The sequence below is a fragment of the Sphingomonas albertensis genome (assembly GCF_014358075.1).
Classification (GTDB): Bacteria; Pseudomonadota; Alphaproteobacteria; order Sphingomonadales; family Sphingomonadaceae; genus Sphingomonas; species Sphingomonas albertensis.
On the sequence record NZ_JACONT010000045.1, the window covers coordinates 1 to 14,280 of the forward strand.

General features: G+C 64.3%; 13 protein-coding genes and 1 other annotated feature. Of the genes, 9 read left to right on the top strand and 4 right to left on the bottom strand.

The features are described from left to right. The first annotated feature begins 240 nt into the window (after positions 1-240). Together pdhA and H8S47_RS16295 are read left to right on the top strand one after the other, a co-directional pair. Positions 241-1,293, top strand: a complete 1,053-nt coding sequence (pdhA, locus tag H8S47_RS16290; RefSeq protein ID WP_056481968.1) for a pyruvate dehydrogenase (acetyl-transferring) E1 component subunit alpha — start codon at positions 241-243, stop codon at positions 1,291-1,293. Beyond that, positions 1,293-2,729, top strand: coding sequence for a pyruvate dehydrogenase complex E1 component subunit beta (locus H8S47_RS16295; protein WP_187504834.1), 1,437 nt, complete (start codon positions 1,293-1,295; stop codon positions 2,727-2,729). Before pdhA ends, H8S47_RS16295 begins: the two co-directional genes overlap by 1 nt. A 36-nt stretch (positions 2,730-2,765) precedes the next feature. Here H8S47_RS16295 and H8S47_RS16300 read toward each other — a convergent pair whose 3' ends face one another. Genes H8S47_RS16300 through H8S47_RS16310 form a run of 3 tightly spaced genes read right to left on the bottom strand, consistent with a single transcriptional unit; the run spans position 2,766 to position 5,649 of the window. Continuing rightward, positions 2,766-3,362: a TadE/TadG family type IV pilus assembly protein gene (locus H8S47_RS16300; protein WP_187504835.1), complete on the bottom strand. Its 597-nt coding sequence runs from the start codon at positions 3,360-3,362 to the stop codon at positions 2,766-2,768. Between the two features lie 53 nt (positions 3,363-3,415). Next, positions 3,416-4,015, bottom strand: a complete 600-nt coding sequence (locus H8S47_RS16305; protein ID WP_187504836.1) for a TadE/TadG family type IV pilus assembly protein — start codon at positions 4,013-4,015, stop codon at positions 3,416-3,418. After that, the gene (locus H8S47_RS16310) at positions 4,012-5,649 is read right to left on the bottom strand and encodes a TadE/TadG family type IV pilus assembly protein (protein WP_187504837.1); all 1,638 of its coding nucleotides are present in this window, start codon (positions 5,647-5,649) and stop codon (positions 4,012-4,014) included. The genes H8S47_RS16305 and H8S47_RS16310 overlap by 4 nt, the downstream gene beginning before the upstream one ends. A gap of 181 nt (positions 5,650-5,830) precedes the next feature. Here H8S47_RS16310 and H8S47_RS16315 point away from each other — a divergent pair, with 181 nt between their 5' ends. Further along, positions 5,831-6,484: a squalene/phytoene synthase family protein gene (locus tag H8S47_RS16315; protein WP_187504838.1), complete on the top strand. Its 654-nt coding sequence runs from the start codon at positions 5,831-5,833 to the stop codon at positions 6,482-6,484. A gap of 36 nt (positions 6,485-6,520) precedes the next feature. Then, positions 6,521-7,021, top strand: coding sequence for an EF-hand domain-containing protein (locus H8S47_RS16320; protein WP_398456845.1), 501 nt, complete (start codon positions 6,521-6,523; stop codon positions 7,019-7,021). Here H8S47_RS16320 and trmFO read toward each other — a convergent pair. After that, positions 6,957-8,324: a methylenetetrahydrofolate--tRNA-(uracil(54)-C(5))-methyltransferase (FADH(2)-oxidizing) TrmFO gene (trmFO, locus tag H8S47_RS16325; RefSeq protein ID WP_187504855.1), complete on the bottom strand. Its 1,368-nt coding sequence runs from the start codon at positions 8,322-8,324 to the stop codon at positions 6,957-6,959. The genes H8S47_RS16320 and trmFO overlap by 65 nt on opposite strands. Positions 8,325-8,397: 73 nt before the next feature. On the opposite strand from trmFO, the gene H8S47_RS16330 reads away from it, so the two are divergent. The 5 genes from H8S47_RS16330 (at position 8,398) to H8S47_RS16350 (ending at position 14,276) form a co-directional block, all read left to right on the top strand. Then, on the top strand, positions 8,398-8,841 hold the full coding sequence (locus H8S47_RS16330; protein ID WP_187504839.1) for a DUF488 domain-containing protein: 444 nt from the start codon (positions 8,398-8,400) through the stop codon (positions 8,839-8,841). 188 nt (positions 8,842-9,029) lie between these two features. Then, positions 9,030-9,085, top strand: a sequence feature (sul1 is cis-regulatory element that is thought to sense ions involved in sulfur or methionine metabolism; They are found in Alphaproteobacteria). Positions 9,086-9,153: 68 nt separating this feature from the next. Continuing rightward, positions 9,154-10,632 (top strand): SulP family inorganic anion transporter, encoded by a 1,479-nt coding sequence (locus H8S47_RS16335; protein ID WP_187504840.1) that lies wholly within the window; start codon positions 9,154-9,156, stop codon positions 10,630-10,632. Between the two features lie 70 nt (positions 10,633-10,702). Next, positions 10,703-11,629 carry a sulfate adenylyltransferase subunit CysD gene (gene cysD, locus H8S47_RS16340; RefSeq protein ID WP_187504841.1) on the top strand — a complete coding sequence of 309 codons (927 nt, stop codon included), beginning with the start codon at positions 10,703-10,705 and terminating at the stop codon, positions 11,627-11,629. Then, complete coding sequence (gene cysN, locus H8S47_RS16345) at positions 11,629-13,542, top strand: sulfate adenylyltransferase subunit CysN (protein WP_187504842.1); 1,914 nt, start codon at positions 11,629-11,631, stop codon at positions 13,540-13,542. The genes cysD and cysN overlap by 1 nt, the downstream gene beginning before the upstream one ends. After that, the gene (locus H8S47_RS16350) at positions 13,539-14,276 is read left to right on the top strand and encodes a 3'(2'),5'-bisphosphate nucleotidase CysQ (RefSeq protein WP_187504843.1); all 738 of its coding nucleotides are present in this window, start codon (positions 13,539-13,541) and stop codon (positions 14,274-14,276) included. The genes cysN and H8S47_RS16350 overlap by 4 nt, the downstream gene beginning before the upstream one ends. The last annotated feature ends 4 nt before the right edge of the window (positions 14,277-14,280 follow it).

A 14,280-nucleotide genomic window follows, 5' to 3' on the forward strand; every position in this document is an offset into this window, starting at 1 on the left:
GCACCATGTATATAATGGGGCCGCTTTTCTTGACCCTGGGTCCTGACTTTCGTCAGGATGACGTCGGTGGGTGAGCATTACGGGGGAGGGTGGTATGACGGAGGCAGAGTGCAGGGCAGCCCCCTCCGCCCCATCCCAAGCCCCCAAAACCAACATACCCCAGACGGGAATTGATGTTCCGCCCCGTCCGCGCCTATAGGCTCCCTCAACTCCCCTACGGAAAACGAGGTTTCCCACATCGTGGCCAAGACCCCCCCACCAGCACGCGCAATCGCCGAACCGCCGATTACGAACCGCGAACGACCGGCCGAACCAAAGCCGTACGAGGCGTCGAAGGACGAACTGCTCGAAATGTATCGGCAGATGCTGCTGATCCGCCGTTTCGAGGAAAAAGCGGGCCAGCTCTATGGCTTGGGCCTGATCGGCGGCTTTTGCCATCTGTATATCGGCCAGGAAGCGGTCGCCGTCGGCCTGCAGTCCGCGCTCAACGGCGAAACCGATTCGGTGATCACCGGCTACCGCGATCACGGCCACATGCTCGCCTACGGGATCGACCCGAAGGTGATCATGGCCGAGCTGACCGGCCGCAATTCGGGTATCTCGAAGGGCAAGGGCGGGTCGATGCACATGTTCTCGACCGAGCATAAGTTCTACGGCGGCCACGGCATCGTCGGTGCGCAGGTGTCGCTCGGCACCGGCCTCGCGTTCAAGCATAAATACTCGAACGACGGCGGCATCTGCATGGCCTATTTCGGCGACGGCGCCGCGAACCAGGGCCAGGTGTACGAGAGCTTCAATATGGCCGAGCTGTGGAAGCTCCCGATCATCTTCGTGATCGAGAACAACCAGTACGCGATGGGCACCAGCGTCAACCGCGCCTCTGCCGAGGACCAGCTGTATCGCCGCGGCGAGAGCTTCCGCATTCCCGGCATCCAGGTCGACGGCATGGACGTGCTCGCGTGCCGTGGTGCTGCCGAGGAAGCGCTGGCCTGGGTTCGCGCGGGCAAGGGCCCGGTCATTCTCGAGATGAAGACCTATCGCTACCGTGGCCACTCGATGTCCGATCCGGCCAAGTACCGTACGCGTGACGAGGTCCAGGCGGTTCGCGACAAGTCCGATCCGATCGATCACATGAAGAAGCTGCTCGACGCGCAGGGCGTGACCGAGGCGGACCTCAAGTCCCTTGAACAGGAAATCAGGAAAATCGTGAACGAAGCCGCCGATTTCGCCGAGCAGACCCCGGAGCCGGATCCCGCCGAGCTCTACACCGACGTTCTGGTGGAGAAGTACTGATGGCGATCGAGATCAAGATGCCCGCGCTCTCCCCGACGATGGAAGAGGGCACGCTGGCCAAGTGGCTCGTCAAGGAAGGCGATAGCGTCAAGTCGGGCGACATCCTCGCCGAGATCGAGACCGACAAGGCGACGATGGAGTTCGAGGCGATCGACGAAGGCACGATCGGTTCGATCGCCGTCGCCGAGGGCACCGACAACGTGAAGGTCGGCACCGTCATCGCCACGATCCTCGAAGAGGGTGAGAGCGCGAGCGACGCCAAGGCTGCCAAGCCCGCCGAGGCACGCTCCGGCGATGCGGCCAACGCCGCGCCGAAGGAAACGCCTTCGGACGACAAGGCACCGCCGGTTCCCGAAGGTGCCTCGCCCGCAAAGGCCGAGAGCGGCACGCAGCAGCTCGTCGCGTCGGCCGAGAAGGTCGGCATCTCCGACCCCGCGATCCCCGAGGGCACCGAGATGGTCAAGACGACCGTCCGCGAGGCGCTGCGCGACGCGATGGCCGAGGAAATGCGCGAGGACGATCGCGTCTTCGTGATGGGCGAGGAAGTCGCGCAGTATCAGGGCGCGTACAAGGTCACGCAGGGGCTGCTCGACGAGTTCGGCGACCGCCGCGTGATCGACACGCCGATCACCGAATACGGCTTTGCCGGCATCGGTGCGGGCGCGGCGATGGGCGGCCTTCGCCCGATCGTCGAGTTCATGACCTTCAACTTTGCGTTGCAGGCGATCGACCACATCATCAACTCGGCCGCCAAGACCAACTACATGTCGGGCGGCCAGATGCGCTGCCCGATCGTGTTCCGCGGTCCCAACGGCGCGGCGTCGCGCGTGGGTGCGCAGCATTCGCACAATTTCGCGGCGTGGTATGCGAGCGTGCCCGGCCTGATCGTGATCGCGCCGTATGACGCGGCGGACGCGAAGGGCCTGCTCAAGGCCGCGATCCGCACCGAGGATCCGGTCGTGTTCCTCGAGAACGAGCTGATGTACGGTCGCAGCTTCGACGTTCCCAAGCTCGACAACCACGTCCTGCCGATCGGCAAGGCGCGGATCGTCCGCGAGGGCAAGGACGTCACGATCGTCAGCTACTCGATCGGCGTCGGCATTTCGCTCGAAGCCGCCGAGAAGCTCGCCGAAGAGGGCATCGACGCGGAGGTCATCGACCTGCGCACGCTGCGCCCGCTCGACACCGAGACGGTCCTGAAGAGCCTCGCCAAGACCAACCGCATGATCATCGTCGAAGAGAATTGGGCGACCTGCTCGATCGCGTCGGAGATCGTCTCGGTGGTGATGGAGCACGGCTTCGACGACCTCGACGCCCCGGTGCTCCGCGTGACCAACGAAGACGTGCCGATGCCCTACGCGGCAAACCTCGAAAAGCTGATGCTGGTCGATGTCGCGAAGGTCGTGACGGCGGTCAAGAAGGTTACGTACAAGTGATCCCGACGCACCGGCCGGAACATCCGGCCGGTGCGCTCACGCTGCGTAGGTCGTGCAAACACTCGCTGTGGTACCGGGTGCCGTCGCGAGGACCTGCGTATTACGCTCGCGAACGTTGTACACGGACTCGGAACGCAGGGTCGGCGTACCGAAGAAGCGTGACGAGACCAGCGGCTGATACCGGTACGTCACCTCGACGAAGATCAGCGCGGAGCCGGGACCGGCGACAATCTTGCGCGTGCTGCTGCCCATGTAGGGAAGCGTGTTGTCGTTCTGGCCCTTGCCTTGCGTACCGTATTTTGGTTGCGAATCCGTCGTGTTCAGCGCGCCGGTGCAGCGTTGCCAGCGGATATACTGGCCGGAATTCGGGGCTTCCTTGCCGTTCGGCTCGACGCTGGAGACCACCACGCGCCCGTTTGCGTTGAAATCTATACCGCCACCGATGAATTTCGCGCTTAGCAATGCCTCGTTGACGTCGGATTCGTCGATCGAGTCGCGGACGCGTGCGACGTTGTCGGAGATGGCCGTGGAGATCTGGTTTACGCGCATCACCGCGACCGCCATGTGTGTGATCTCTGCGCCGGCTAGTCCGAACGTGAGCAAGACCGGTGCCACGATCGCGAACTCGATCATCGCAAGGCCGCGAACGTCTGCTCGAAACCGGCGGGCAAGGGTTTGGAGACGGCTCATGTCACCTTGGTGCATATGTTCGTCGGCTCTGCGCGCGAGGTGAAGGGCTGGTTACGGATCACCGTCGTTGCGGCGACGCTGCGGGTCGGTCCCCAGGACAGCAGTGCGCCGACTGGGGTCAGGTTCGGATATGCAACGTTGACCGTGTAATAGACCACGTCGTCCGCGCTGCCGACGCCGGTATCGCCCGGCGTTGCGTCATAAACACCGTTGTTGTTCGCGTCTTCGAAACAGTCGCCAATATTGAACACCCCTTTGGGATCGGTGTCCGACGTGATCTTCTCCGGCTTGCCGACGTTCGAGAAGTTGTAATAGCGCCGGGTCGAGACCGTGACATATTGCGCGGGGACGACCGCCTGTACTTCGGATTTGATGGTCGCCACCACGTCGGCAGCCGTCTTGTTGCCGACCGTAACCTGTCGCGACGCTTTCGACAGCGCGCCCTGGACGACAGCGGTGACATACCCCTGATACCCTATTTCGAGGATTGACAGCAGCAGTCCGATAAGCACCGGCACGATGAGCGTGAATTCGACGATCGTCGCACCGCGCTTGTCCTGCCCGAGCGCGTGGAGCCTCGACGAGGTCGCGATCACTGGTTGATCCTCAACGACCCGATCTTGCTGCCGATTTCCTGGAACTTCGCGATCAGCGCAGGCGCGGTCGTGATACCGGAGGCCATAGCCGGCGTGGTGGCGCAGTTCTGCATGTCGGCGGTCAGCGTGGTCGAGAATGCGATGACATAGAGCTGAATGCCCTGACTCTTGGCCGCGTTGCAGGCCACGCGGAAGCGTTGGAGGTGCCGCTGTAACTGCTCAGCCGCGAGCTGCGTAGCATTGCCGGCTGATGTTCCAAGCACACGCTTGTCGCGCTCTTCGGCACCATAGGTCGTGTAGACGTTGAGGTATGGCGAAAGATCACCGTCGGTCATGAAGATCATGTATTTGCGAACGCTGAACCCACGCAGTTTCTTGGGATTGTCGGGATCGTTCTGATCGTTTGTTTCAGGTGTCGCCGATGCGAAGATACCGTCCGCCGAAATGAAGCGGGCGCCCCATATCACGCCGATATCGTGATAGGTGCCGCCCAAAGGCTTGAGGTTGTTGATGTACGACATGAAAGAGGGCTTGTCGTTATAGTATTCCTTCAACCGACTTGCGGCGCTCGCGCAATATTTTGACTCAGTATATTGAGAGCCCGTGCTGGAATTAAATTCAGCTTCGGGCCACCAAGGCGCCCAGCGACTGGAATCGGCGGTCGGCAACATGTTGACGTCGAGGTCCCATGCGCTGGCAGGCGCCGTCGTCGCGGATCCACCATCGATCGTGACATTGTCGGTCTGGCGCTCCTCGATACAGCCAGCCCAGCGTGATTTGCTGGTCGGATATGATCCGGGTGTGTTGACCAGTGCGCCCGTCTTAAACGACGATGTGTCCAGCGTGAGCTGGCCGTAAGTGGCGTAGGCGCCGTTCCATGTCGTTGTGATCGTTCGCGATTGATACGGAGCGCTGCTGCGAATGTAGTTCGGGTTCTCCGCGTAGACGAGCTTTCCGACGTTCACGGTCGCATTATAGGGCACGAACCCGTAACGGAGCCGGAGGTTGTTGGCATGCAGCTGATCCTGAGCGGATTGGAGCGTGTCGTAGAGTGATTCCGATGCATCGCGCAGGGCTTGCATCTTCGAACCATATTGTTCGATCTCGCCGCACGCGTCGTTTGGCCGGTTTGTCGGACAGTTCATCGAGCCCGACATGTCGAGCACCAGCATGATGTCGGTCCCGACGAAATCCTGTGTCGCGGAGCAACTCGTCGACAGGTTCAAGTTCGAGAAGCCGAATAGCTTCATGACCGTCGTGGGGATCGTCGTCGCCGCGGTAATCTTCACCGTGCCGATCGACGGTACGGTAACGACCGGCGTGAACGCAGCCGTGCCGAACGATGCCTGAGGGAAGTTGAAGTTGAAGTAATTCGTGGCCTCGGTTTCGACGGCGGGCGTCAGGGTGGTACCCGACAGCAAGCGCCGCGCCGCCAGCGATCCCGCATCGCACGCCTGCTGGAGCCGATCGCGCGCGACGTAAGCGCGTGCCATGTCCAGGCCCGACCCGACCATTGCGATCAACGGCATCATCGCGAACGCGACGATCATCAAGGTATTGCCGCGGACATCGGTACGCAGCCGCCCAAGAAAGGTCGTCGGCCGTTGTGGTCTTTGGCCGTGCTTGGCGCTCATGCTGTCCTGACTCGATGCGGGTAGTAAGGTGCGGTTGGGTTCAGACGGTATCGATCTTGTCCCTCCTTGCTCCACGACCCGGTAAGCGCTGCTCAAGGAACATGGTTATCAGGCTATTAACCGTGCCAACCGCTGATCGGTGGGGGTGCGGATCGGCCGGGCGCGCGCTATCGAGCCAAGCATGACCCGACCCGACCTCGATCGCCATTTGGCGCTCAGCTATGCCGACGCTGCGGTCCGCCCCGCGCTCGACGCCCTGTTCGCGCTCGACGATACGCTCGGCGCGATTCTGCGGACGACGCGGGAGCCGTTGGTTGGCCAGATGCGATTGACGTGGTGGTACGAGGCGCTGGGGCGGCTGGATGGTGCGCCAGCGCCGGCCGAACCCGTGCTGACCGCGCTACAAACGGTCGTGCTGCCGGCTGGGGTATCGGGGACGATGCTGGCGGCGATGACCGATGGGTGGGAGGCTCTGCTGGAGCCGGCGCTCGATGCCGCGGCCGTCGAACGGTTCGCGTGCGATCGGGGGCGGCGGGTGTTCGAACTGGCCGGCATGATCCTGTCGGTGAGCGATGCACGAATCGGTTTGGCAGGGGAGGGCTGGGCGATGGCCGATCTGTCACAGCGATTGAGCGACGCGCCCAGCCGCGCATTGGCGCGCGCACGGGCAGTCGAGGCGCTCGACGCGGCATTGCGGGGTCGCTGGCCGGGCAGGGCACGGGCGCTCGGGGCGATGGCGCTGTCGGCGCGGTTCGACGTGTCGGATTCACCGCCGCCACATGGCAGCCCGAAGCGCGTCGGGCGGTTGGCGTGGCACAGACTGACCGGATACTGACCAATCGCATGGGGATCGTCGCATCCGGGGCCTAGCGTGCAGGCTTGGGCAATGGGGGTGGCGGCGATGTGGCGGTATCTGGCAGGCGGGGCGGCGGTGATCGCGTTGATCGTCGCGGGGTTCATGCTGTTCAGCGGGAACGCGCGGCCAAGGCCGCTGCTGCCTGCACAACCGATATCGCAAGCGGGCGGCGCGGCGGTCCCAACCGATCCGCTACCCGATGCCGCCCCCGAAGCGACCGCCAAGACGCGCGAACAGAAGCGCTTCGATCGCTACGACAAGGATCGCGATGCGACGATCACGCGTGAGGAATATCTGGTCCAGCGCCGCAAGGCTTATGCGCGGCTGGACGTGGACGGCGACGGGAAGCTGTCGTTCGACGAGTGGGCAGTGAAGGCGACGACCAAGTTCGCCGACGCGGACCGTGACAAATCGGGCACCATGACCGCGCCCGAATTTGCCACGACCGCGGTCAAGCGGAAGGGACCAGCTCGGGTGAATTGTCCACCGGTTCAGGCTGTTGCCGAGGAGAGTTGAGCCACTCTGCTAGCGCCGCGCGGCCCCGATCGGTGTACATCCGCTTGCGATCGGTCTTCTTGGTCCGGCCGGGGATCGGCGGGAACAGGCCGAAGTTCACGTTCATCGGCTGATACGTCTCGGCCTCGGCGCCCCCGGTGATGTGTCCGAGCAGCGCACCGAGTGCGGTCGCATAGGGTGGCGGCGTCAACGTCTTGCCGGTGAGTTCGGCCGCCGCGAACAGCCCCGCGAGCATGCCGATCCCGCAACTCTCGATATACCCCTCGCACCCGGTGATCTGCCCAGCAAAGCGGATGTTCGGACGCGATTTCAACCGCAGCGTCTCGTCGAGCAGTTCGGGCGAGCGGATGAAGGTGTTGCGATGCAGACCGCCCAGCCGCGCGAATTCCGCATTCTCAAGGCCGGGAATGGTCCGGAACAGCCGCACCTGGTCGGCGTGCTTCAGCTTGGTCTGGAAGCCGACGATGTTCCACAGCGTGCCCTGCGCGTTGTCCTGGCGAAGCTGGACGACCGCGTGCGGCCAGCGGCCCGTCTTGGGATTGTCGAGGCCCACCGGCTTCATCGGGCCATAGCGTAGCGTATCGACGCCACGTTCCGCCATCACTTCGATCGGCATGCAGCCGTCGAAATAGGGCGTGTCCTTCTCCCAATCCTTGAACGGCGTCTTCTCGCCATCGACCAGCCCCTGATGGAAGGCCAGATACTGGTCCTTGTCCATCGGGCAGTTGATGTAGTCCTTGCCCTCACCCTTGTCCCAGCGCGACGCGAACCACGCCGTGTCCATGTCGATCGAGTCGCGGTGGACGATCGGCGCGAGCGCGTCGAAGAACGCGAGCGCCTCGCGGCCTGTCTCGGCCCCGATCCCCGCGGCAAGCGAGGCTGCGGTCAGCGGGCCGGTAGCGATGATCGTCGGGCCATCCGGAAGCGCATCGACGCGTTCGCGCACCAGCGTGATGTTCGGATGCCGGTCGATCGCCTCCGTCACGCTGTTCGAGAAATTGTCCCGATCGACGGCGAGCGCGGAGCCGGCGGGCACGCGGTGAATGTCCGCCTGCCGCATGATCAGCGAGCCGAGCGTGCGGAGTTCCTGGTGGAGCAGGCCGACCGCGTTGCTCTCCGCATCGTCCGAGCGAAAGCTGTTCGAGCAGACGAGTTCGGCGAGGCCTTCGGTCTGGTGCGCGGGCGTGCCTTCGCCGCTGCCGCGCATTTCGGAGAGGCGGACCTTGAGGCCGGCTTCGGCGAGTTGCCAGGCGGCTTCGGAACCGGCGAGGCCGCCGCCGATGACATGGATATCGTGGGTCATTCCGGTCAGATAGCGCGGGACGCCTGTCATGTCAGCGGTTGTCGTGCCAGCGGCGCAATCCCACTTCGCCTTCATGACTCACCCCACGAAGATCTTCACGATCGGCTACGAAGCCACGACGATGGCCGATTTTCTCCGCGCGCTGAAGGCGGCGGGGGTGGAGCGGGTGATCGACGTCCGCGCACTCCCGTTGTCGCGGCGACCGGGGTTTTCGAAGACGTCGCTGGCCGCATCGTTGCGCGAGGTCGAGATCGACTATGTGCATCTGAAGGCGCTCGGAACGCCGAAGCGCGGGCGCGATGCGGCTAAGAAGGGCGACGTGGCGACCTTGACCGCGGTGTACGACGGGCAACTCCAACTCCCCGAGGCGCAGGCACAAGCCGCGATCATGCTCGGGCTCGCCGCTGAGAAACCAAGCGCGCTACTCTGCTACGAGCGCGACCCGTGTCATTGCCACCGGACGCTATTGTTGCAGGCGGTGGGCGAGGGGGCCGAGGTGGTGGATCTGTTTACGTAGAGCCGCTCCCCGCGGGTACGTCATCCTGACGAAAGTCAGGATCCAGAGTAACCGGGGCACGACACTTGGCTCTGGATCCTGACTTTCGTCAGGATGACGGCTGGGCTGATGGCGGCAGGGTTGGGGCTGGCGTACGAAAATCCCGATGTTGCATTGCAGCACTCCCTACGCTAACGTATCCTTACTCGCTTGGACCCGGTGCAATTCCGGGTGGCTATTCCGGCCGCCGATCCGCCGGACAACGCAACGACGCCTTTATACCGAACCGCCCGCGCAATCGCCGCGGTTCTCGCGTCCTATGCGGATTTACACATGACATCACTTTCTCGTTACCGGGCCGAATGGTTCAGCGGCGCGACGGCCGCGCGCCGCGACGTTCTCGCCGGCATGGTCGGCACCTTCGCGCTGATCCCCGAGGTCATCGCCTTCTCGTTCGTCGCGGGCATCGATCCCGAAGTCGGCTTGTTCGCCTCGTTCGTGATCGGCATCGTCATCGCATTCGCCGGCGGGCGCCCCGCGATGATCTCCGGCGCGGCCGGCTCCGTCGCGCTCGTGGCGGCCGCGCTCGTCCACGCATACGGCCTGCAATATCTGCTCGTCGCGACGATCCTCGCCGGAGCACTCCAGATCGCCTTCGGGCTCGCCAAGCTCGACATCCTGATGCGGTTCGTCTCGAAGTCGGTCCATGCCGGCTTCGTCAACGCATTGGCGATCCTGATCTTCTCGGCGCAGGTGCCGCAGATGGTCGGCGTCAGCTGGCAGGCCTATGCGATGATCGCCGGCGGCCTCGCGATCATCTACCTCATGCCCCGGATCTCCAGCGCGATCCCGTCGCCGCTGATCTGCATCGTCGTCCTCACCGCGATAGCGATGTGGTTCCCGATGCCGCTGAAGACGGTCGGCGATCTCGGCCGCCTGCCGGACTCGCTCCCCTCGTTCGGGCTGCCGGACGTTCCCCTGACCTGGGATACGCTGCGGATCGTCGCGCCCTATGCGTTTGCGATGGCTGCGGTCGGCCTGCTCGAATCGATGATGACGGCCAGCGTGGTCGACGAGCTTACCGAAACCACCAGCTCGAAGGCGCGCGAGTGCACAGGGCTCGGCCTCGCCAACATCGCGGCGGGCGCGTTCGGCGGGATCGCCGGGTGCGGGATGATCGGGCAGACCGTCGGCAACGTCCGCTATGGTGGCACCGGGCGGCTCTCGACGATGGTCGCGGGCGTGTTCCTGCTGATCGTCATGGTACCGCTCCGGCCGTGGGTCGCGCAGGTGCCGGTCGCGGCTTTGGTCGCGATCATGATCATGGTGTCGATCAGCACCTTCTCCTGGGGCTCGCTCCGCGACCTCGCGCGGCACCCCAAGATGTCGAGCGTGGTGATGGTCGCGACCGTCGTCGTCACCGTCGCGACGCACGATCTGTCGCTCGGCGTCGGCGTCGGCGTGCTGCTCAGCGGCGTGTTCTTCGCGTGGAAGGTCACGCGGATGATGGACGTCGCGATCGAGCACGACGTGGCAAGCGACACGCGTATCTACCGGGTAAGCGGGCAAATCTTCTTCGCCAGCGCCGACATTTTCGCCGACCGGTTCGACCTGCGCGAGACGGCCCGCGCCGTCCGCGTCGACCTGACCAACGCGCATCTCTGGGACGTCACGGCAGTCGCCGCGCTCGAAGATGTCGTCGGCAAACTCCGCCGCCACGGCCGCGAGGTCGAGGTCATCGGCCTCAACACGGCGAGTGCCACGCTGGTCGATCGCCATGCCCCGCTGATGATGGACCCGATCGGAGGCTAGTGCTCGATCTTTGGGGCGGGCGAGAAATACGATGCTGTACGCGCCGCCCCGACGCCCTACTTCGAGGGGGATGACGAACCTTCCAGATACCGGCGCCGTGTCGCTCACGCATCTCCAGCGGCTCGAGGCCGAGAGCATCCATATTTTGCGCGAGGTGGTGGCCGAGTGCGAGCGCCCGGTGATGCTCTACAGCGTAGGCAAGGATTCCGCGGTGATGCTGCATCTCGCGCGGAAGGCCTTTTACCCGTCGCCACCGCCTTTCCCGCTGCTGCACGTCGATACGACGTGGAAGTTCAAGGCGATGTATGATCTGCGCGACCGGATGGCGGCAGAGAGCGGCATGGAACTGCTCGTCTACAAGAACCCCGAGGCTGAGACGCGCGGGATCAACCCGTTCGATCACGGCGCGCTCCACACCGATATGTGGAAGACCGAGGGGCTCAAGCAGGCGCTCGATCTCCACGGCTTCGATGCGGCGTTCGGCGGCGCACGGCGCGACGAGGAGAAGAGCCGCGCGAAGGAACGCGTCTTTTCGTTCCGCGCCGCGCATCACCGCTGGGATCCCAAGCAGCAGCGCCCCGAACTGTGGAACCTGTACAACGCGCGAAAAGCGAAGGGCGAGAGCATCCGCGTCTTCCCGATCTCGAACTGGACCGAGCTCGACGTCTGGCAATATATCCAGCTCGAGGACATTCCGATCGTCCCGCTGTATTTCGCCGCGCCGCGCCCCACGGTCGAGCGCGACGGGATGCTGCTGATGGTCGACGACGATCGCTTCCGCCTCGAACCCGGCGAGGTGCCGGTCGAGCGCTCGATCCGCTTCCGCACGCTCGGCTGTTACCCGCTGACGGGTGCGGTCGAGAGCGAGGCCGACAACCTGTCCGCAGTGATCCAGGAGATGCTGCTGACCACCACCAGCGAACGCCAGGGCCGTGCGATCGACCGCGATGCGGGCTCGGCGAGCATGGAGAAGAAGAAGCAGGAGGGCTATTTCTGATGGCTACGCGCACGCAGGAGTCCGCCTATCAGGTGCAGGACATCATCGCCGAGGACATCGACGCCTATCTGCTCCAGCACCAGCATAAGAGCCTGTTGCGGTTCATCACCTGCGGGTCGGTGGATGACGGAAAATCGACGCTTATCGGGCGCTTGCTCTACGATTCTAAGATGATCTTCGAGGATCAGCTCGCCGCGTTGGAGAGCGATTCGAAGAAAGTCGGCACGCAAGGCCAAGAGATCGACTTCGCGTTGCTGGTCGATGGTCTCGCCGCCGAGCGCGAGCAGGGAATCACGATCGACGTCGCCTATCGCTATTTCTCGACCGAGAAGCGCAAGTTCATCGTCGCCGATACGCCGGGGCATGAGCAATATACGCGCAACATGATCACCGGGGCGTCGACCGCGGATCTCGCGGTGATCCTGGTCGATGCGCGCAAGGGTATCCTGACGCAGACCAAGCGCCACAGTTATCTGGCGCACCTGATCGGCATCCGGCACCTCGTGCTCGCGGTGAACAAGATGGACCTCGTCGGGTACGACCAGGCGACCTACGACCGGATCGTCGCGGATTATGCGACGTTCGCGGAGTCGATCGGGATCGCCGGGTTCACGCCGATGCCGATCTCCGGCTTCAAGGGCGACAACATCACCGCCCCGAGCGCGAACACGCCCTGGTATGACGGGCCGACGCTGATCGACCATCTCGACACGGTGACGCTCGACGTCAGCGAGGATCAGGCGGGCGCGTTCCGGATGCCGGTGCAGTGGGTCAACCGCCCCAATCTCGACTTCCGAGGCTTCTCAGGGCTGGTCGCGAGCGGATCGATCGCGCCGGGCGATCCGGTGCGCATCCTGCCGGGCGGGCGTACCTCGACGATTGCTCGGGTCGTCGCGTTCGGCGGTGATCTGCCAGGTGCGGTTGCAGGGCAATCGGTGACGCTGACGCTCGCGGACGAGATCGACTGCTCGCGCGGCGACGTCATCGTTGCTGCCGAGTCGCCGCCCGAGGCTGCCGATCAGTTCGAGGCTACCGTCGTGTGGATGGCAGACGAGGAGATGCTGCCGGGACGTCCCTATTGGCTGAAACTCGCCACGCAGACCGTGACGGCGACGGTTCAGCAGCCGAAATACCAGATCAATGTCAACACGATGGAGAGACTTGCTGCCAAGACGCTCGAACTGAATGCGATCGGTATCGCCAACCTGTCGACCGATCGGCCACTGGTGTTCGAGCCCTATGCGGACAATCGACAGCTCGGCGGGTTCATCCTGGTCGACAAGATCACCAATGCGACGGTCGCGGCGGGAATGCTGCATTTCTCGCTCCGACGCGCGCAGAACGTGCACTGGCAGGCGACCGATATCGGCCGCGAGGCGCACGCCGCGCTGAAGAACCAGAAGGCGGCGGTGCTGTGGTTCACCGGCCTGTCGGGAGCGGGCAAGTCGACGATCGCCAATCTCGTCGAGATGAAGCTCGCGCGGATGAACCGGCACACCTTCCTGCTCGACGGTGACAATGTCCGCCACGGATTGAACCGCGATCTCGGCTTTACCGATGCGGACCGGGTCGAGAATATCCGGCGAGTCGGCGAGGTCGCCAAGCTAATGACCGATGCCGGGCTGATCGTGATCACCGCGTTTATCTCGCCGTTCCGCGCCGAGCGCGAGATGGTGCGGCAGATGATGGCGCCGGGCGAGTTCATCGAGGTGCACATCGACACGCCGCTCGCGGATGCCGAACGGCGCGACGTGAAGGGGCTGTATGCGAAGGCGCGGGCGGGGAAGCTCGCCAACTTCACCGGGATCGACTCGCCCTATGAGGCGCCGGCCAACCCTGAGATCCGGATCGATACGATCGGCATGACCCCCGACGAGGCGGCGGATGCGATCGTCGCGATGCTGATCCCATGAGCGGCGCGATGACCGACGGCGAACTCGCCGCGCATCTGGCGGAGACGGCGGGGCGGTTGCTGCTCGAAGTTCGGCGATCGGGCGTGTTCTCGCCGGGTGCACTCGGCAAGGCGGGCGACGAGACCGCAAACGCGTTCCTAGTCCATGCGCTGCAGGATGCGCGCCCGAACGACGGGCTGTTGTCCGAGGAGCGCACATGCGACGGTACGCGGACGGATATGTCACGCGTGTGGATCGTCGATCCGGTGGACGGCACGCGCGAATATGGCGAAGCGCGCGACGACTGGGCGGTGCATGTCGCGCTCGCGATCGATGGCGTCGCGACGGTCGGTGCGGTCGCGCTGCCGGGACTGGGCTTGGTCCTGCGCTCGGACCGGCCCGTACCGGTGCCGCCACCGGGCTATCCGCTACGGATGGTCGTCAGCCGGACGCGGCCCGCGCCCGAGGCGGTGAAGGTCGCGGAGGTGCTCGGGGCGACACTGATCCCGATGGGGTCGGCCGGCGCGAAGGCGATGGCGGTGGTCCGGGGCGAGGCGGACATCTACCTCCACTCCGGGGGCCAGTATGAATGGGATTCCGCCGCGCCGGTCGCAGTCGCGGCGGCGTTCGGGTTGCACTGCAGCCGGATCGACGGCTCGCCATTGGTGTATAATTGTCGGGATGTCTACATGCCCGACCTGCTGATCTGCCCGGTCGCGCTGCGCGATCGGGTGATGGCAGCGATGGCGGCATAAACTT

Excerpts from the sequence above, each read along its gene's own strand:
- H8S47_RS16330 (WP_187504839.1), top strand. The coding sequence starts at position 8,398 with ATGACTCACCCCACGAAGATCTTCACGATCGGCTACGAAGCCACGACG.
- H8S47_RS16295 (WP_187504834.1), top strand. The coding sequence starts at position 1,293 with ATGGCGATCGAGATCAAGATGCCCGCGCTCTCCCCGACGATGGAAGAG.
- trmFO (WP_187504855.1), bottom strand. The coding sequence starts at position 8,324 with ATGACCCACGATATCCATGTCATCGGCGGCGGCCTCGCCGGTTCCGAA.
- cysD (WP_187504841.1), top strand. The coding sequence starts at position 10,703 with ATGACGAACCTTCCAGATACCGGCGCCGTGTCGCTCACGCATCTCCAG.
- H8S47_RS16315 (WP_187504838.1), top strand. The coding sequence starts at position 5,831 with ATGACCCGACCCGACCTCGATCGCCATTTGGCGCTCAGCTATGCCGAC.
- H8S47_RS16300 (WP_187504835.1), bottom strand. The coding sequence starts at position 3,362 with ATGATCGAGTTCGCGATCGTGGCACCGGTCTTGCTCACGTTCGGACTA.
- H8S47_RS16335 (WP_187504840.1), top strand. The coding sequence starts at position 9,154 with ATGACATCACTTTCTCGTTACCGGGCCGAATGGTTCAGCGGCGCGACG.
- cysN (WP_187504842.1), top strand. The coding sequence starts at position 11,629 with ATGGCTACGCGCACGCAGGAGTCCGCCTATCAGGTGCAGGACATCATC.
- H8S47_RS16350 (WP_187504843.1), top strand. The coding sequence starts at position 13,539 with ATGAGCGGCGCGATGACCGACGGCGAACTCGCCGCGCATCTGGCGGAG.
- H8S47_RS16310 (WP_187504837.1), bottom strand. The coding sequence starts at position 5,649 with ATGAGCGCCAAGCACGGCCAAAGACCACAACGGCCGACGACCTTTCTT.